Here is a 16,482-nt window from a genome sequence, read left to right on the forward strand (position 1 = left end):
ATCTCATATGTTCATATCGGTCCGCTCCTCGCTTGACCCCATGACGACCGGCGGCGCCCTCGTGCCGGGGACACCCCCTGCGGGCATGGTCCTGGTCGCGCGGCGGCGCAGGGCCTGACCGGCCGGGTGGGGGCCGACACCGCACCGCCGCGCCGGTCCCCACCCCTGCCGGGAGACAACCGTGTCCCACCATCCCGATGAGAGCGAAAGCGTCCCGGACGACCGCCGGCTCGTACGCCCGTACGTCGCACCCTCCCAGCGGCCGTACCGGGCGACGACGCCCGCCTGGCCGCACACCGGACCCGTCCCCGTCTCCTTCCGCGCCCCCGACGGCCTGCTCGAGGACGACCCCGAGCGGGCCGCCGGGGCCACTGGCGCTGCCGATGCCCGCGCCGGCCGGCGGGACCGCGGCGGCCCGCTCCCGCCGGCTGTCCTCGCCCTGCTCGCCCTCGGTGCGGCCGGCGGGCTGGTGTTCCTGCTGAGCGGCCCCGATCCGCGGCCCGAGCGGGCCGTGGCGCCGCCGGAGTTGTCCGTACCGATGCTCCCGGCGCGCAGCCCCGGCGCGGGCGACGAGCCCTCGCCCGAGGGGTCCGTACAGGCCTCCGCGTCCTCGGCGGCCGCATCGGCGTCGGCCGGCCCGTCCGCGAGCCGGACGCCGAAGTCGACGCCCCCGCCGAGCGCCTCGGCCGGGCAGCCGACGGGGCCTTCCGGGACGCTGCGGATGGGCGACCGCGGGCCCGGGGTGAGCGCCCTGCAGGAGCGGCTCCGCGGCCAGGGGTTCACGTACGTCGACGTCACCGGCGTCTACGACAGCCAGACCAAGCGCGGGGTCGCCCAGCTCCAGCGCGACCGGGACATCAAGGGCGACCAGCCGGGCGTCTACGGCCCGGCCACCCAGGCCGCCTTCGGGGGGTGACCCGCCGGGGCCGGGGCATCGGCTCTGCTCGGTTGTTCACCAGCCCGGTCACCGCGCCGAACTCGGCCCCAGCGATGTCGAAGAGCCGCTCCACCCCGCACTCCCGGGAGGTGTCGCCCCGTACGGTCAGACAGCGCGCACCGGTCGCCCGTACGCGCTCCGCGACGGCCTCGGCGGCTGCGTCGTCCCGGAGGTAGCCGACACCACGTCATGGCCGTCGGCGGCGAGCCGCACGCAGGTCGCGGCGCCGATGCCCCTGCTGCCTCCGGTGACGACGGTGACCGGACGACGTGGCACAGGGGCCTCCTGGGCGACGGGACGGGCCGCCGGGGTGGCGGGCGGGTCAGGTTAACACCGTGATATCGGCTGGACCAGCAAGAATGCCGGGCCGCAGAGTGGACGGCATGGCAACACGACGCCGTCACACGACGCCGTCACGTCCGAGGAGTTGCGCACATGTCGACCTTGCGAGTCACCGCCGAAGAGCTGACCGTCCACGAGCATCCGAACGCCGACGCGCTGGAGCTGGCCCAAGTGGGCCTCTACCGCGCCGTCGTCGCCAAGGGTGCCTACAGCACAGGCGAGTTCGCCGTCTACATACCCGAACAGGCCGTGCTGCCGGCCGAGCTGATCGAGGAGCTCGGCCTGACCGGCCGCCTCGCCGGCGGCTCCGCGGACCGGGTCAAGGCAGTCCGGCTGCGCGGTGAGCTGTCGCAGGGGCTGGTGTGCCGGCCGAGTGCGCTGGCCGATGTGGACCTGGCGCAGGCGGCCGAGGAGGGTACGGACTTCGCCGAGCTCCTCGGGATCACCAAATGGGCGCCGCCCGTGCCGACGACCATGAACGGCGAGGTGGAGGCCGCGCCCGACCTGCTGCCCTGGGTGGACATCGAGAACCTCCAGCGCTACCCGCACCTCTTCGAGCCCGGCGAGCCGGTCGTCCTCACCGAGAAACTGCACGGCACGGCCTGCCTGTTGACGTACGTCGTCGAAGGCGGCCGGGTGCTGGTCTCCTCCAAGGGCTTCGGGTCCAAGGGGCTGGCGCTCAAGGAGGAGGACCGCAACCTCTACTGGCGAGCCGTACGCGGCCACGGCGTCCCGGAGGTCGCGGCGAAGCTGGCCGCCCGGCTGGGAGCCACCCGGATCGGCGTCTTCGGCGAGGTGTACGGCGCGGGCGTCCAGGACCTCGCGTACGGAACCGACGCGCGGACGGCTGCCACGGGGCCGGGGTACGCCGTCTTCGACGTGTCCGCGGAGATCGACGGGCAGGTGCGCTGGCTGGACCCGCACGAGCTGCTCCAGGACGGCGAGCTGCCGCTCGTACCCCGGCTGTTCGAGGGCCCGTACGAGCTCGACGCGGTCCTGGAGCTGGCCGGCGGCCGGGAGACGGTGTCCGGCCGGGCCGAGCACCTGCGCGAGGGTGTCGTGATCCGCCCGGCGGCGGAACGCTACAGCCCGGTGGTCGGCGGCCGCGCGATCGCGAAGGCGGTCAGTCCGGCGTACCTCACCCGCAAGGGAGGCACGGAGTACGAGTGACCCCGGCGCACGCTGCGGGGCCCCGGGTAGCCTGACCCGATGGCCGACTCCGATGTGCTGTCCCGGGCCCTTGAAACCCAGGCGGACCCTCCGCTGCGCACGTTGCCGCCCGGCGTGGCCGCGTTGCTGCGTGAGCTGGCTGCGCCGCCCCGGCTGGCGGCGCAGCTGCGGCTCGTGCACGAGGTGGCGGGCCAGCTCGCCGACTGGCTGGCCGCGTACTGCCCCGGCCTGCCCTTCGCGCGTGAGGCCGTGCTCTTCGGCGCGGCCACGCACGACGTGGGCAAAGCCGTCCACACCGCCGAGCTCAGCGGACCCGGTTCCGCGCACGAGGCCGCCGGGCGGGAACTGCTCCTCGCGCACGGGTTCACCGAGGAGCAGGCCCGCTTCGCTGCCACCCATGCCGGCTGGGCGGCGCCCGGCATCAGCGTCGAGGAGCTGCTGGTGAGCACCGCCGACAAGGTGTGGAAGGGCAAGCGCGTGCCCGAACTGGAGAACCTTCTGGTCCGCCGGATCGCGGAGGCCGCGGGCACCGAGCCGTGGGCCGTATTCCTCGATCTGGACGAGTTGCTCGGCCGGATCGCCGACGGCGGCGACCGGCGGCTGGCCTTCCAGGCCGCCTTTCCGGTCTGAGCTGTCTGCTGTTCACGCCGGAGGCGGCGGTGATGCGCGGGTGCGGGGGACGTCGAGCACGTGCCGGTGGGCCGGCACCCGCTCGCCCGGCGCGAGCCGGATCTCCCGGACGCGGACCCGGTCCGTCTCGCTGAGCAGCCGCTGCCCGACGCGCCCGTTGAAGGCGCCCGCCTCGAACTCCGCACGCAGCGCGGACGGCCGGCGGTCGAAGCCGGAGCCGGTCAGCTCGCCGGCCGGCGCACCAGGGGTGTCAGACAAGGCGCGCACCTCCGTCCACGTGCAGCACGGTCCCGGTGACGAACGGGTTGCCGATCGCGTACAGCACCGAGCGCACCACGTCGTCTGGGGTGCCCGTCCTGCGGGCGGGGTTGCGGCCGGCGACGCCGCGCAGGAACGCCTCCTTGTCCGCGCCGAGCCGGTCCCAGGCCCCGGAGTCGATGATGCCGGGGGAGACCGCGTTGACCCGCAGGGGCGCCAGCTCGACGGCGAGCGCCTCCACCAGGAAGGACAGGGCGCCGTTGGCGGTGGCCATGACCACCCGCTCCGGGGCGGGCCGCCAGGCCGCGACGCCGGAGAAGAACGTGAGGGAGCCGCCCTCGTTCATCCGCCCGGCCAGGTGCTTGGCGAGCAGCAGCGGGCCGAACACCTTGGCGGCGAACGCCCGCTGGACGTCGGCGAGGACGAGGCCGCAGACGGGCCCGTTGGCCGGGACGGCGGCCGTCGAGACGACGTGGTCGACCGGGCCCACCGCTTCGGCGAGGGCGGCGATCGAGTCCTCGTCGGTGAGGTCGGTCGGCTGGATGCGGGCGGGTGCGGGTAGGGCGTTCGCGGTCGCTGCCAGCCGGTCCGCGTCGGGCCCGGCGAGGATCAGCTCGGCGCCGGCCGCCGATGCCGTACGGGCCAGCGTGCGCCCGATGTGCGAGCCGGCGCCGACGACGACGAGCCGCTTGCCGTCGAGGGAGTCCTGGAAGAGAGCTGATGTGGGCATCGGAGGTCCTGTGTCGTGTGAGTTCCGGTGCGTGCCGAGGATGGCCGCCGGGTACGACTCGACTCTCCGTCGGCCGGAGCCCATACGTCCAAGACTTGGTTTCTACTGCTGCCATAACCTTTGCTCATGACTACCCTGCGGCAGCTCGAGTATCTGGTCACCGTCGTCGACACCGGCTCCTTCACCCGCGCCGCCGAGCTGCTGCACGTCTCCCAGCCCGCCCTGTCGCACCAGGTCCGCGCACTGGAGCGGGATACGGGCGGCCCGTTGCTGGAGCGGCTCCCGCGGGCGGTCCGGCTGACCCCGATGGGCCGCGCGATGCTCCCGCACGCCCGCGCCGCGCTGGCCGACGCCGAACGGGCCCGTACCGCCGCCCGTCGCGCCGTCGGCCTGGAGGGTGGCGAGATCCAGGTCGCAGCGGTCTACTCGATCACCCTCGGGATCCTCCTCCCGGTGCTGCGCAGCTGGCACGAGCGGCATCCGCAGGTGCGCATCCGGCTGAGGGAGTTCCCGCACACCGACGCGCTGCTCGCCGCCATGGCCGCGGGCAGCGCCGACCTCGCCGTCGGCCCGGCACCCCGCGTATGGGACGGTCCCGTACGGGAGTTGGGGGAGGAGGAGTTCGTGGTGGCCGTCCCCGCCGATGACCCGGCGCCGGAGCGGGTGCACCTCGCGGACCTGGCGGACCGCTCGTGGGTGCACTACGCCCCCGGCAACGGCCTGGCCGAGGTATTGGACCAGGCCTGCGCGGCGGCCGGCTTCCGGCCGCGTGCCGCCGTACGGACCGAACAGACGGCCGCGGCGCCACTGTTGGCCGCCACCGGGCTCGGCCCGGCCCTGGTCCCCGAGAGCGTCCTGCCGCCCGGCTTCGCGGGCCGGGTACTGCGCCCCGAGCCGCCGGTGCGCCGGATGCTGGCCGCCTACACGCGCCCGCACCCCGACCCGCTCACCACGGCCTTCCTGGACACCCTCGCCGAGCACGCGGACCTGGGTGCGGGCGATGCGGGCGCCGGCGCCGGCTGAGGCTCAGCCCCGGCGGGCCGCCGATTCGCCGCGGACCTCCAGGGCCGTGCGCCAGCCCGGCGGTTCGGCCTGCTGCTGCGGGGGCGTGCGGCGGCCTCCCGTGGCGAAGAAGGCCGACAGCAGGAGCGTCGCCGCCCCGACCGTGACCGCGTCCGGGCCCAGGGAACCCAGGTCGATGGTGACCCGGTCGGCGGGATGGCGCAGGGAGTACCGGGTCGCGTGCTCCCGTACGGCGGGCAGGATGTGCGGGCCCAGCAGCAGGCCCGCCCAGCCGCCGATCAGGATGCGCTCCGGCCGGAACAGGTTGATGACGTCCGACAGGCCCGCGCCCAGGTACTCCGCGGTCTCCTCCAGGACCTCCAGAGCCACCGGATCCGCCGCGACCGCCGCCGCCAGCAGGGCCGAGAGGGCCTCCTCCTCGTCCAGCGCGTCCACCGCGCCGCCAACGCCCCCGCCCCGCTCCGCCCAGCGCGCCAGCAGGGACTCGGCCCCCGTGTACGCCTCGAGGCAGCCCAGCGCACCGCACCGGCAGCGCCGCCCCCGTACCGACACCGTGAGGTGCCCCCACTCCAGCGGGGTGCCCTCCGTCGTGCCCCCGTCGGGCGAGCCGTCCGTGATCAGGCTGGCGCCGACGCCCGAGCCGAACAGGACGACGACGGCCTCCCGGGCCCCGCGCCCCGCCCCGAACCACATCTCGGCCTGGCCGAGGGTGCGCGCGCCGTTGTCGATGATGTACGGGACCTCGTCCGGCAGGGCCCCGGTGGCGCGCAGCAGCGCCTCCAGCGGCACCGCGTCCCAGCCGATGGTCTGCCCGTGCACGACCGCTCCGCCCGGCGCCTCGCGGTCCACTATGCCCGGGACGCCGACGCCCACGCCCAGCAGCCGCTCGGTCCCGACCCCGGCCTCGGCGAGGACGGCGGCGATCCCGGTCCGGACGTGGTCCACGATCGGGCCGACGTCGTAGCAGCCGCGGGGCAGCAACGGCAGTTCGGTGCGGGCCAGTTCGGTGAGTGCCAGGTCGAACAGCTCGACGCGGACCCGGGTTTCGCCGACGTCGACCCCGATCATGTGGGCGCTGCCGGGGGCCACGCGCAGCAGGGTGCGGGGCCGGCCGCCGTCCGAGTCGACGATGCCGGCCTCCTCCAGGAGTCCGTCCGCGACGAGTTCGCCGACCACGTTGCTGACGGAACCGGAGCTCAGCCCGGTGGCGGGCCCGAGTTCCTGCCGGCTCATCGGCCCGCCGAAGTACAGCCGCTGGAGCACGGCGCTGCGGTTGCCGCGCCGCAGGTCCCGCACCGTACGGCCGCCACGCCCTGTGGTCATCTGGCTCCTTCCGTCCTGCCGTCCGCCCTGTCGTCGCTCGCAACATACCCGTGCGGGGCCCCTTGACGCGACCCTTTCACGAGGCTTAACTCACGTCCTGAATTAAGGCTTTGGCGCGTGGGGCGCCCTCGAAGCACCCGAGCCGAGACCATCCGCCGGCCTTCCCCCGACCCTGCCGAAAGGGGCCGATCCGCCATGCGCAGAACCCGAGCCGCCGCTGCCGCCGTCACCGCCTGCCTGCTCGCCGCCACGGCCACCGCCTGCGGCGGCGGCACCGCGGACAACAGCGGCGGCTCCAACACCGCCCCCAAGGAGCTCACGTACTGGGCCTCCAACCAGGGCCCCGACCTCGCGGCGGACCAGGCGACCCTCGGCCCGGAGCTGAAGAAGTTCGAGGAGCGGACCGGCATCAAGGTCAAGCTCGAAGTCGTCCCCTGGTCCGACCTGCTCAACCGGATCCTCGCCGCCACCGCCTCCGGCCAGGGCCCGGACGTCCTCAACATCGGCAACACCTGGTCCGCCTCCCTCCAGGCCACCGGGGCCCTGCTCCCGTGGGACGGCAAGAACTTCGACGCGATCGGCGGCAAGGACCGCTTCGTGGAGTCGGCCATCGGCTCGGCGGGCGCCGCCGGCCAGGACCCGGCCGCCGTCCCGCTCTACTCGATGTCGTACGCGCTCTACTACAACAAGAAGATGTTCCAGGAGGCGGGCATAGCGAAGCCCCCGGCCACCTGGGACGAGATGGTCACGATCGGCCGGAGCCTGTCCAAGGACGGCAAGTGGGCGCTCGGCGCCGAAGGGGGCAACCTCGCCAACAACATCCACCAGGTCTTCGTCCTCGCCAAACAGCACGGTGCGGACTTCTTCGACGCGGCCGCCAAGCCCACCTTCGACTCCCCGGCCGCCGTCGACGCCGTCAAGCAGTACGTCGACCTGATGGCCAAGGACAAGATCATCGCGCCGGGCAACGCCGAGTACGCCCAGAACCAGTCCGTCCAGGACTTCGCCAACGGCAAGACCGCCATGGTCCTGTGGCAGAGCGCCGCCTCCTCCTTCAAGAGCCACGGCATGAAGGAGGGCGACTGGGGCGTGGCCCCGGTACCGGTGCCCGCCGGCGGCGTGCCCGGCACCGGCCGCAACACCAACTCCATGGTCGCCGGCATCAACCTGGCAGTCTTCAAGAACACCGACAACATCGACGGCTCCCTCAAGTTCGTGAAGTTCATGACCAGCGACGAGGAACAGAAGCTCCTCAACAAGACGTACGGCTCCGTCCCGCCGGTCAAGGCCGCCCAGAACGACCCCGCGTTCGCCACCGACGACCTCACCGTGCTCCGCACCACCCTGGGCACCAGCGCCGCCCCGCTCCCGCAGGTCCCGCACGAGTCCCAGTTCGAGACCGCCGTCGGCACCGCCGTCAAGGAGCTCTTCGCCGACGCGGCAGCGGGCCGCCCGGTCACCACCGAGTCGGTCAAGGCCAAGCTCACCAAGGCGCAGCAGCAGATGGCGAGCTGAGTCCGGCCTGATGAGCCCCAAGAGCCCCAAGAGCCCGATGAGCCCGATGACTCCCGAGATCCCCAAGAACCGCATGAGCCCTAAGACCGCCCGCCTGCGCCGCAGCGCCCTGCCCTACCTCCTGCTCCTGCCCGCCCTGCTCCTCGAACTGCTCATCCACCTCGTCCCCATGGTGATGGGCATCCTGATGAGCTTCCGGCAGCTGACCCAGTTCTTCATCCGCGACTGGTCCCGCGCCCCCTGGACCGGACTGGCCAACTACGAACTCGCCGTCGACGTCAACCGGCCCGTCGGCGAGGCCCTCCTGCGCTCCTTCCTCACCACCTGCCTGTTCACCCTGCTCTCCGTCGGCCTGTGCTGGCTGCTGGGCACCGCTGCGGCGGTGTTCATGCAGGAGAGCTTCCGCGGCCGCGGCATCCTGCGGGCCCTGTTCCTCGTCCCGTACGCCCTGCCCGTGTACGCGGCCGTCATCACCTGGGCGTTCATGTTCCAGCGGGACAACGGCCTGGTGAACCACGTCCTCCACGACCAGCTCGGCCTCGGCGGCGCCGAGCACACCTTCTGGCTGCTGGGCGACAACAGCTTCTGGGCCCTGCTGACCGTCTCCGTCTGGAAGGGCTGGCCCTTCGCCTTCCTCATCGTGATGGCCGCCCTGCAGAACGTCCCCGCGGAGCTGTACGAGGCCGCCGCGCTGGACGGCGCCGGCGTCTGGCAGCAGATCCGCCGGATCACCCTGCCCTCCGTCGGCGCGGTCAACCAGGTGCTGGTCCTGGTGCTGTTCCTGTGGACCTTCAACGACTTCAACACACCGTTCGTGCTGTTCGGCAGATCCGCCCCCGAGGCCGCCGACCTGATCTCCCTCCACATCTACCAATCCAGCTTCGTCACCTGGAACTTCGGCACCGGATCGGCGATGTCCGTCCTGCTGCTGCTCTTCCTGCTGTTCGTCACCACCGGCTACCTGCTCGCCACGACACGCGGACGGAGGAACGAGCGTGCCTGACCGCCGCCGATCGTCCCCGCTGGCCCCGCCCGCCTCCTTCCGGGTGGTCCGCGCCGTCTTCCTCACCCTGCTCACCGGCTTCGTCCTGCTGCCCGTCTACGTGATGGTCACCAGCTCGCTCAAACCGCTCCAGGACGTCGCGGGCCGATTCCGCTGGATCCCCAGCGGGCTCACCGTCCGCCCCTACGTCGACATCTGGCACACCGTCCCGCTCGCCCGGTACTTCGTGAACTCCCTGATCGTGGCGGGCGCGGCCACCGCCGCCTCCGTCGTCATCGCCGTCTTCGCGGCCTACGCGGTCAGCCGCTACCGCTTCCGCGGCAAGCGCCTGTTCACCGTCACCGTGCTCTCCACCCAGATGTTCCCCGGGATCCTCTTCCTCCTCCCGCTGTTCCTGATCTTCGTGAACATCGGCAACGCCACCGGAATCGCCCTCTACGGCTCCCGCGGCGCCCTGATCCTCACGTACCTGACCTTCTCCCTCCCCTTCTCCATCTGGATGCTCATCGGCTACTTCGACTCGGTGCCCCGCGACCTCGACGAGGCGGCCACCGTCGACGGCTGCGGCCCCCTCGGCGCGCTGCTGCGGGTCGTGGTCCCGGCCGCCGTCCCCGGCATCGTCGCCGTCGCCGTGTACGCCTTCATGACCGCCTGGGGCGAGGTGCTCTTCGCCTCCGTCATGACGAACGACACCACCCGCACCCTCGCCGTCGGCCTGCAGGGCTACTCCACGCAGAACGACGTCTACTGGAACCAGATCATGGCCGCCTCGCTCGTCGTCAGCATCCCCGTCGTCGCCGGATTCCTGCTGCTGCAGCGGTACTTGGTGGCCGGCCTCACGGCGGGAGCCGTCAAATGACCCTTTCGGCAGGAGCCGTCAAGTGACCCTTTCCGAAACGCGTTCCGAAGCCCGTTCCGACACTGCTCGCGACTCGGCATCCGTCGACCTCGCCGCCCTGCCCCGCGACTTCGCCTGGGGCACCGCGACCTCCGCCTACCAGATCGAGGGTGCGGTGGACGAGGACGGCCGCGCCCCCTCCATCTGGGACACCTTCTCCCACACCCCCGGCGCCGTCGACGGCGGCCACACCGGCGACACCGCCTGCGAGCACTACCACCGCTGGCGCGAGGACATCGCCCTGATGCGGGAGCTCGGCACGAACGCCTACCGGATGTCCGTCGCCTGGCCGCGCGTGGTCCCCGGCGGCGACGGCCCCGCCAACCCCAAGGGCCTCGCGTTCTACGACCGGCTCGTCGACGGGCTGCTCGCCGCCGGGATCACCCCCTCCGTCACCCTCTACCACTGGGACCTGCCCCAGGCCCTCCAGGACCGCGGGGGCTGGCCCGAGCGGGCGACCGCCGAGCACTTCGCCGCGTACGCAGGCCTCGTCGCCGCCCGCCTCGGCGACCGCGTCACGCAGTGGGCCACGCTCAACGAGCCCCTGTGCTCGGCGTGGATCGGCCACCTGGAGGGCAGGATGGCCCCCGGCTGGAGCGACCTCACCGCCGCAGTCCGGGCCTCCTACCACCTGCTGCTCGGCCACGGGCTCGCCACCCAGGCCGTCCGGGCCGCCGCCCCCGGCGCGCAGATCGGCATCGTCAACAACCTCTCCACCGTCGAGCCCGCAACCGGCGGCGAAGCCGACCGGGCGGCAGCCCTCCGTATGGACGGCCACGTCAACCGCTGGTGGCTCGACCCCGTCCACGGCCGCGGCTTCCCCGCCGACATGCGCGAGGTCTACGCCGTGGACCTCCCCGAACGTCCCGGAGACCTGGCCGCCATCGCCGCCCCGCTCGACTGGACCGGCCTGAACTACTACTTCCCGCAGACCGTCACCGCCGACCCGGCCGGCCCCGCCCCGTACGCCCGCCAGATCGACCGGCCCGGCGTCCCGCGCACCGGCATGGACTGGGAGGTCGACGCGAACGGCCTCGAGGCCCTGCTCATGCGGCTGACCGAGGAGTACGGGGCCCGGCGCATCCACGTCACCGAGAACGGCTCCTCGTACCACGACACCGTCGCCGCCGACGGCAGCGTCCACGACCCCGAGCGGGCCGCGTACCTGACCGGGCATCTGGCGGCCTGCGCCCGCGCCGCCCGCCGCGGCGCGCCGGTGGCCGGGTACTACGCCTGGTCCCTGCTGGACAACTTCGAGTGGGCCTACGGCTACGACAAGCGCTTCGGCCTCGTCCGCGTCGACTACGCCACCCAGCGCCGCACGATCAAGACCAGCGGCCGCCGCTACGCCGAGGTGATCGCCGCGCACCGGGCCCTGTGAGACCGCAGGCCCCCGCGCCGCGCCGGGCCCGCCCCGCTTCTCGGGGCGGGCCCGGCCTTTCGTGATGGGATGGGGAACGAGTGCTTCCACCAGCTCACGGAGAGGTCGGGTAGATGTCCGAGGACACCATGCGGGCGATGGCGTACGAGACGTACGGCGGGACGGAGGTGCTCACCGAGACCCGGCTGCCGATGCCCAAGCTCGCCCCCGGTGAGCTCCTCGTCCGGGTCAAGTGCGCCTCGGTCAACCCCGTCGACTGGAAGATCATGTCGGGCGGGCTCGACGCCCTGATGGACGTCGTGTACCCCGTCGTCCCCGGCTGGGACGTCGCCGGCACTGTCGAGCGGGTCGGCATCGACACACCCGAGTTCTCGGTCGGCGACGAGGTCATGGCGTATGCCCGCAAGGACTACGTGCACGGAGGGACGTTCGCCGAGTACGTCAGCGTGCCCGTCCGCGCCGCCGCGGCCAAGCCCGCCTCGCTCAGCTGGCACGAGGCGGCCGGCCTGCCGCTGGCCGGGCTCACCGCGTACCAGCTGCTCACCCGGCTCGCCACCGGCAAGGACGACATCGTCCTCATCCACGGGGCCGCGGGCGGCGTCGGCTCCTTCGGCGTGCAGATCGCCCGCGCGCTGGGCGCCCGGGTCATCGGCACCGCCTCGCCGCGCAACCACGACCGGCTGCGCGACCTCGGCTGCGAGCCGGTCGAGTACGGGGACGGCCTGGTCGACCGGGTGCGGGCGCTCGCTCCCGACGGTGTCACCGTCGCCGCGGACTTCGTCGGCGGCGTCCTCGACGTCACCCAGGCGGTCCTGGCGAACGGCGGCCGGCACGCCTCCATCGCCGACCACACCGTGCTCGGTGCGGGCGGCCAGTGGATGTGGGTCCGGCCCGACGCCGAGGGCCTGGCGGAGCTGGCCCGGCTCGCCGACGGCGGGCAGCTCACGGTCACCGTCGCCAAGACGTTCCCGCTCTCGGAGCTGGCGGCGGCCTTCGAGTTCAGTCAGACCGGGCGCGCCGCCGGAAAGATCATTCTCGAGGTCTGACCCGAGATCCCGTCAGCCTGCCGCAGCTGTCGGCATGTTGTGCAGATCCACCATCGTCCGTACGGCCGGGGGCAGCCAGTCCCCGGCCGGCTTCTCGTCCCCGGCGCCGAGCCGCTCCAGGATCTGCGCCGGGGTCGGCCGGGCTGCCGGGTCGGGGGAGAGGCAGGCCCTCACGATCGCCGACAGGTCCGCGGGAAGCAGCCGCAGGGCTGTCTCCAGTTCCGCTCCCGCAGGGAAGGGCGCGGCCCCGCACGCGTGGCCCAGCACCATTCCGAAGGCGTACGCGTCGACGGCCGGTGTGAGCGGAGCCCCCGTCAGTTGCTCCGGCGCGAGGAAGCCCCGGGTGCCGACGAGGTAGTCCGCCCGGGTCAGGGCGGTGGCGTCCACCGCTCGCGCGATGCCGAAGTCGATCACCCTCGCACCCGTCTCCGCGATGATGATGTTGCCGGGCTTCAGATCGCGGTGGACGATCCCGCAGGCGTGGATCCCCTCCAGCGCCTCGGCCACCCCCAGCGCCAGGGTCCGCAGCGTCCGGGCGGGCAGCGCCCCGTGCTCCCGCAGGACGGTGTGCAGGGACGGGCCGGGGATGTACTCCGTCACCAGCCAGGGCTGTTCTCCCTCGGCCGACGCGTCCACCACCTGCGCCGTGTGGAAGCCGCCCACCCGGCGCACGGAGTCGATCTCCCGGGCGAACCGCTGCCGGAAGCCCGGATCCGCCGCCAAGTCCGCCCGTACGACCTTCACCGCCACACGCCGTTCACCGGGCGACAGCCCCAGGTAGACCGTCCCCATCCCGCCCTCGCCGAGCCTGGCGGTGAGCCGGTAGCGGCCGACCCGTCGCGGGTCGCCCGTCAGCAGCGGATCGTGCTGCACGGGGCGTACGGACACACCGGCCGGCGCCGTCGCCCGTGCGCCGCGTCGGTGGATCTCCGCGACCGCAACCTCGGTCTCGGCGCGCAGGATCGCCGCGTGCCGGTCCGCTTCGGCGCGCAGGATCTCGGACTGGCGGTCACCTTCGGCCTGGAGGATCGCGGCGCGTTTGTCGCGGTCGGCGCGCACCTGCCTCTCCATCGCGTTCATGATGGCGATCGGCGGCTCGATCGCCTTGAGCTCGACGCGGTTGACGCGAATGCCCCACTTGCCGGTGGTTTCCTCGAGGATTCCCTGCAGGGCCGTGTTGATCTCCTCGCGGGAGGTCAGGGTCCGCTCGAGGTCCATGCCGCCGATGATGTTGCGCAGGGTGGTGACGGTGAGCTGCTCGATGGCCTGGATGTAGCTTGCGACCTTGTACGTCGCGGCGCGGGCGTCGGTCACCTGGTAGTAGATGACCGTGTCGATGTTGACGACCAGGTTGTCCTGGGTGATGACCGGCTGCGGGGGGAACGGCACGACTTGCTCGCGCAGGTCGATGCGGTTGTGGATGGAGTCGATGAACGGGACGATGATGTTGAGGCCCGCGTTGAGGGTGCGTGTGTAGCGGCCGGAGCGTTGGACGATGGCGGCGCTGGCCTGCGGGATCACCTGGATCGCCTTGACCAGTGCGATGAAGATCAGAACCACCAGAATGATCAGGACGATGATGATCGGTTGCATGCGGTTCCCCGTACCCTTCCGGCCGTCTGCGCTGCCCCGTTGAGCGGAGTCTCGCAGAACACCTTTGCGGTGCAAGCCGATTGGGCGAGGTTGCCCCCGGCCCGGATGGCGCGGGGCGGCCGGAGCCGCCCCCGCCGCCGGGGGCAAGCGGTGGATCAGGGGAAGGAGACGACCGTGGACGGGGTCGTCGATGTACCCGACGTGGGCGCGCCCGTGGCATTGACGACGTGCTCGTACTGGCCCTTGCCGCCGAGCGAGACGACGAGCAGGTCGTGGAACCTCACGCCCGGCCTCACGGGCGCCTGGAATCCATGGTCCTGACGGATCGTCGGGTCGACGTTGTAGTAGCAGTAGCTGCCCAGCCCCCAGCCCTCGTGGGTGGTCACCGAGTCGGCCACCTTGTAGGCCGCGTAGCCCTTGGTCGGACCGTTCTGGATCGCCGCCTGGTTGGGGGCGTCGTACGCCTTCTCGTTCTGGAAGAACACCGTGCGGCCGCGCTCGCCGTTCCATTCCACGTCGTACTTGTTGAAGTGCTCGACGAACAGCCCGGTGGCCAGGACGTCGTCACCGTTCACCCGGAAACCGTAGTCGGCGCGGTTGGTCTCCCAGCCCACCCCGTCCCCGTGGTCGGCACGCCAGATCCAGGTGTGGTCGACGATCGTGTCGTGGTTGCTGATCACCATGCCGACGGTGGCCTTGCCGGCGCCGGCGCCGCCCACCCGGATGAACACGTCCTGCACGGTCGTCGGGTTGCCGCCGTGGTCCGTGGTCGTCCCGGCCGGGCCGACCTCCAGCAGGCTCGGCGAGTTGACCGGGCCGGCGTCGATCAGGAACCCGGCGAGCTTCACCCCGTCGACGTCGGCGACCTTCATCGCCGTCACCCCGTTGTCCGGGACGATCGTGGCGAGTCCGAGACCCAGGACGACCGTGTCCGCGCGGTTCACCCGGATGGTCTGGTCGACGTGGTAGACACCGGGCGTGAAGAGCAGGTGCAGGCCCTGGGCCAGCGCCTGGTTCATCGTCGCGGCGGTCGTGCCCGGCTTGACCACGTAGAACCGGCTCAGCGGGATCGAGGTGCCCTGCGGCGCGCCGCTGCCCCAGGAGGTGCCGCGGGCGTTCACGCGCTTCGCCGGGACGAAGACCTTGTACTCGGCCCCGTCCAGGTAGAGGAACGGCTTCTCCCGGGAGACGGGCGTGGAGTCGAGCGTGGTGTACGGCGGGTTCGGGAAGGACTGGGCGGGCGCGCCCTGGACCCCGGAGAAGACCTGGTTCCAGACGCCGTTGCCCCAGCTGCCGATCGCGCTGTCGCGCGTGTACCACTGCTGCTGCGAGTAGTTGCCGACCTGGCCGTCGATCTTGGAGTCGGCGATGTAGCCGCCGGAGGCCCAGCCGAAGCCGTCGGGGGCGAGGTTGAGGCCGCCCTTGACGTGCATGCGGCGGAAGGGCGCGGCCTGGGAGACGGCCCAGCGATCGGTGCCGTTGACCGGGTTGAGCGCGAGGTTCTCGGCCGAACGCCAGAAGTTCTGAGTGGCGTTGCCGCCGAACCAGCCGGCGTCGACGGTCACATCACCGTTGATGGTGGTGTCGTCGGGGCTGAGGCCCAGTCCCGAGACGGAGGTGTAGAAGCCGATCTGGGCGTTGAGGCCGTTGTACGTACCCGGCTTGAACAGGAACTGGTAGCGGCCGGTGCCGAACTGGGCCGACTCCTGCTGCCGGAAGACCTCGTCGAGCCGGGCCTGGGTGCCGGGCGTGGACGGGTCGAACACGATCACGTTGGGGCCGAGGTCGCCGCCGCCGGGGAGGGTGGGGCCTCCGTCGGTGGTGCCGTAGACCTGGAACTCGTAGAGCGAGTAACCCCACTGCGTCGCGCGCTGGGTGCCGTACACGCGGACGTAGCGGGCGGTCCCGGTGATCTCGTGGGTCCGGACCCCGCCGGTGGCGGTGGTCGTGGAGTAGGCGGTGCTCCAGTGCGTGCCGTCGTCGGACAGCTCGATCCGGTACGCCGTCGCGTACGCGGTCTCCCAGCGCAGCACCACCTGGCTGACCTCGGCGGGGGCGCCGAGGTCGACCTGTATCCACTGCGGGTCGGCGAACTGACTCGACCAGCGGGTGGCGTTGTCGCCGTCGACGGCGGCGGAGGCGGGGGTGCCGCCGTTCTCCTGACTGGAGGCGGTGGCGGGTCTGCCCTGGGAGAGGAGGACGGGCGCGGCCTGGGCGGTGGTACCCGGCAGCAGTACGAGGAGGGCTGCGACCAGCGCGGCGGCGAGAGCCGCGACCGTCGGTCGCGGTGGATGGTCCGAGAGGCGGGACATGGGGGGCTCTCCTGACGTCGTGGATCCGGGGGGATCGAAGCGTGAGTGAACTGCCCGCCACGAGGGCCGTCAAGGGTTTCAGCGTTCATGAAGTGAAGGCCTGAGTGGGTGTCAATTGCCCTTGAGGCCTGTGAACTCGGAGTTTCTTCAATCCTTGTGAAAAGTGTTGACGAAAAAAGGTGTCAGGAATCTACTGAGACTTCAGGCCGCTCCGTCCCGCCGTTCCCGCTGGGCGGGACAGAGCTCGGCCGTCTTCGGGGAGTGGCCCAGGCCGGAGGGCAAGCGCTGCCGTGCGTTCGTTACTTGTCGTCAGGGAGGCGG

Annotated in this window: 14 protein-coding genes and 2 pseudogenes; 9 read left to right on the plus strand and 7 right to left on the minus strand. The window is 72.1% G+C overall.

Features of this window, described 5'->3' with window-relative positions:
* The first annotated feature begins 181 nt into the window (after positions 1-181).
* Entirely contained in the window at positions 182-916 is a 735-nt protein-coding gene (locus AB0M76_RS31380) for a peptidoglycan-binding domain-containing protein (RefSeq protein ID WP_365956118.1), read from the plus strand.
* 31 nt (positions 917-947) lie between these two features.
* Here AB0M76_RS31380 and AB0M76_RS31385 read toward each other — a convergent pair.
* A pseudogene (locus AB0M76_RS31385) lies at positions 948-1,213 on the minus strand (SDR family NAD(P)-dependent oxidoreductase); the annotation flags it as partial.
* 159 nt (positions 1,214-1,372) lie between these two features.
* Here AB0M76_RS31385 and AB0M76_RS31390 point away from each other — a divergent pair.
* Together AB0M76_RS31390 and AB0M76_RS31395 are read left to right on the plus strand one after the other, a co-directional pair.
* Complete coding sequence (locus tag AB0M76_RS31390; protein ID WP_365956119.1) at positions 1,373-2,449, plus strand: RNA ligase (ATP); 1,077 nt, start codon at positions 1,373-1,375, stop codon at positions 2,447-2,449.
* A 39-nt stretch (positions 2,450-2,488) separates the two neighbouring features.
* The gene (locus tag AB0M76_RS31395) at positions 2,489-3,079 is read left to right on the plus strand and encodes an HD domain-containing protein (RefSeq protein ID WP_365956120.1); all 591 of its coding nucleotides are present in this window, start codon (positions 2,489-2,491) and stop codon (positions 3,077-3,079) included.
* Between the two features lie 12 nt (positions 3,080-3,091).
* Here AB0M76_RS31395 and AB0M76_RS31400 read toward each other — a convergent pair whose 3' ends face one another.
* Both AB0M76_RS31400 and AB0M76_RS31405 read right to left on the minus strand, forming a co-directional pair.
* Positions 3,092-3,337 (minus strand): hypothetical protein, encoded by a 246-nt coding sequence (locus tag AB0M76_RS31400; protein ID WP_365956121.1) that lies wholly within the window; start codon positions 3,335-3,337, stop codon positions 3,092-3,094.
* On the minus strand, positions 3,330-4,067 hold the full coding sequence (locus AB0M76_RS31405) for an SDR family oxidoreductase (protein ID WP_365956122.1): 738 nt from the start codon (positions 4,065-4,067) through the stop codon (positions 3,330-3,332). The genes AB0M76_RS31400 and AB0M76_RS31405 overlap by 8 nt, the downstream gene beginning before the upstream one ends.
* Before the next feature lie 126 nt (positions 4,068-4,193).
* On the opposite strand from AB0M76_RS31405, the gene AB0M76_RS31410 reads away from it, so the two are divergent.
* Positions 4,194-5,090, plus strand: coding sequence for a LysR family transcriptional regulator (locus AB0M76_RS31410; RefSeq protein WP_365956123.1), 897 nt, complete (start codon positions 4,194-4,196; stop codon positions 5,088-5,090).
* 3 nt (positions 5,091-5,093) lie between these two features.
* On the opposite strand, the gene AB0M76_RS31415 is transcribed toward AB0M76_RS31410, so the two are convergent.
* A complete protein-coding gene (locus AB0M76_RS31415) occupies positions 5,094-6,413 on the minus strand; it encodes an ROK family transcriptional regulator (RefSeq protein WP_365956124.1) in 1,320 nt (439 codons plus the stop codon).
* A gap of 195 nt (positions 6,414-6,608) precedes the next feature.
* On the opposite strand from AB0M76_RS31415, the gene AB0M76_RS31420 reads away from it, so the two are divergent.
* The 5 genes from AB0M76_RS31420 to AB0M76_RS31440 all read left to right on the plus strand — a co-directional run bounded on the left by AB0M76_RS31420 (position 6,609) and on the right by AB0M76_RS31440 (position 12,256).
* Positions 6,609-7,928, plus strand: coding sequence for a sugar ABC transporter substrate-binding protein (locus AB0M76_RS31420; RefSeq protein WP_365956125.1), 1,320 nt, complete (start codon positions 6,609-6,611; stop codon positions 7,926-7,928).
* A gap of 73 nt (positions 7,929-8,001) precedes the next feature.
* Positions 8,002-8,931, plus strand: coding sequence for a sugar ABC transporter permease (locus AB0M76_RS31425; protein ID WP_365956180.1), 930 nt, complete (start codon positions 8,002-8,004; stop codon positions 8,929-8,931).
* Positions 8,924-9,790, plus strand: a complete 867-nt coding sequence (locus tag AB0M76_RS31430; RefSeq protein WP_365956126.1) for a carbohydrate ABC transporter permease — start codon at positions 8,924-8,926, stop codon at positions 9,788-9,790. The genes AB0M76_RS31425 and AB0M76_RS31430 overlap by 8 nt, the downstream gene beginning before the upstream one ends.
* A gap of 22 nt (positions 9,791-9,812) precedes the next feature.
* Positions 9,813-11,210: a GH1 family beta-glucosidase gene (locus tag AB0M76_RS31435; protein WP_365956127.1), complete on the plus strand. Its 1,398-nt coding sequence runs from the start codon at positions 9,813-9,815 to the stop codon at positions 11,208-11,210.
* A 128-nt stretch (positions 11,211-11,338) separates the two neighbouring features.
* Positions 11,339-12,256: an NADP-dependent oxidoreductase gene (locus AB0M76_RS31440; protein WP_365956181.1), complete on the plus strand. Its 918-nt coding sequence runs from the start codon at positions 11,339-11,341 to the stop codon at positions 12,254-12,256.
* A 12-nt stretch (positions 12,257-12,268) separates the two neighbouring features.
* On the opposite strand, the gene AB0M76_RS31445 is transcribed toward AB0M76_RS31440, so the two are convergent.
* The 3 genes and pseudogenes from AB0M76_RS31445 to AB0M76_RS31455 all read right to left on the minus strand — a co-directional run bounded on the left by AB0M76_RS31445 (position 12,269) and on the right by AB0M76_RS31455 (position 16,161).
* Positions 12,269-13,144, minus strand: a complete 876-nt coding sequence (locus tag AB0M76_RS31445; protein ID WP_365956182.1) for a serine/threonine-protein kinase — start codon at positions 13,142-13,144, stop codon at positions 12,269-12,271.
* A gap of 60 nt (positions 13,145-13,204) precedes the next feature.
* A pseudogene (locus tag AB0M76_RS31450) lies at positions 13,205-13,849 on the minus strand (paraslipin); the annotation flags it as partial.
* Positions 13,850-14,004: 155 nt separating this feature from the next.
* Positions 14,005-16,161 carry a discoidin domain-containing protein gene (locus tag AB0M76_RS31455; protein ID WP_365956128.1) on the minus strand — a complete coding sequence of 719 codons (2,157 nt, stop codon included), beginning with the start codon at positions 16,159-16,161 and terminating at the stop codon, positions 14,005-14,007.
* Positions 16,162-16,482 lie beyond the last annotated feature (321 nt).

This window comes from Streptomyces sp. NPDC051364 (assembly GCF_040682115.1).
GTDB lineage: Bacteria > Actinomycetota > Actinomycetes > Streptomycetales > Streptomycetaceae > Streptomyces.

What these genes read in the sequence shown, in the direction of transcription:
- AB0M76_RS31390 (WP_365956119.1), top strand. Translation starts at nt 1,373, where the DNA reads ATGTCGACCTTGCGAGTCACCGCCGAAGAGCTGACCGTCCACGAGCAT.
- AB0M76_RS31395 (WP_365956120.1), top strand. Translation starts at nt 2,489, where the DNA reads ATGGCCGACTCCGATGTGCTGTCCCGGGCCCTTGAAACCCAGGCGGAC.
- AB0M76_RS31405 (WP_365956122.1), bottom strand. Translation starts at nt 4,067, where the DNA reads ATGCCCACATCAGCTCTCTTCCAGGACTCCCTCGACGGCAAGCGGCTC.
- AB0M76_RS31410 (WP_365956123.1), top strand. Translation starts at nt 4,194, where the DNA reads ATGACTACCCTGCGGCAGCTCGAGTATCTGGTCACCGTCGTCGACACC.
- AB0M76_RS31415 (WP_365956124.1), bottom strand. Translation starts at nt 6,413, where the DNA reads ATGACCACAGGGCGTGGCGGCCGTACGGTGCGGGACCTGCGGCGCGGC.
- AB0M76_RS31420 (WP_365956125.1), top strand. Translation starts at nt 6,609, where the DNA reads ATGCGCAGAACCCGAGCCGCCGCTGCCGCCGTCACCGCCTGCCTGCTC.
- AB0M76_RS31425 (WP_365956180.1), top strand. Translation starts at nt 8,002, where the DNA reads ATGAGCCCTAAGACCGCCCGCCTGCGCCGCAGCGCCCTGCCCTACCTC.
- AB0M76_RS31440 (WP_365956181.1), top strand. Translation starts at nt 11,339, where the DNA reads ATGCGGGCGATGGCGTACGAGACGTACGGCGGGACGGAGGTGCTCACC.
- AB0M76_RS31455 (WP_365956128.1), bottom strand. Translation starts at nt 16,161, where the DNA reads ATGTCCCGCCTCTCGGACCATCCACCGCGACCGACGGTCGCGGCTCTC.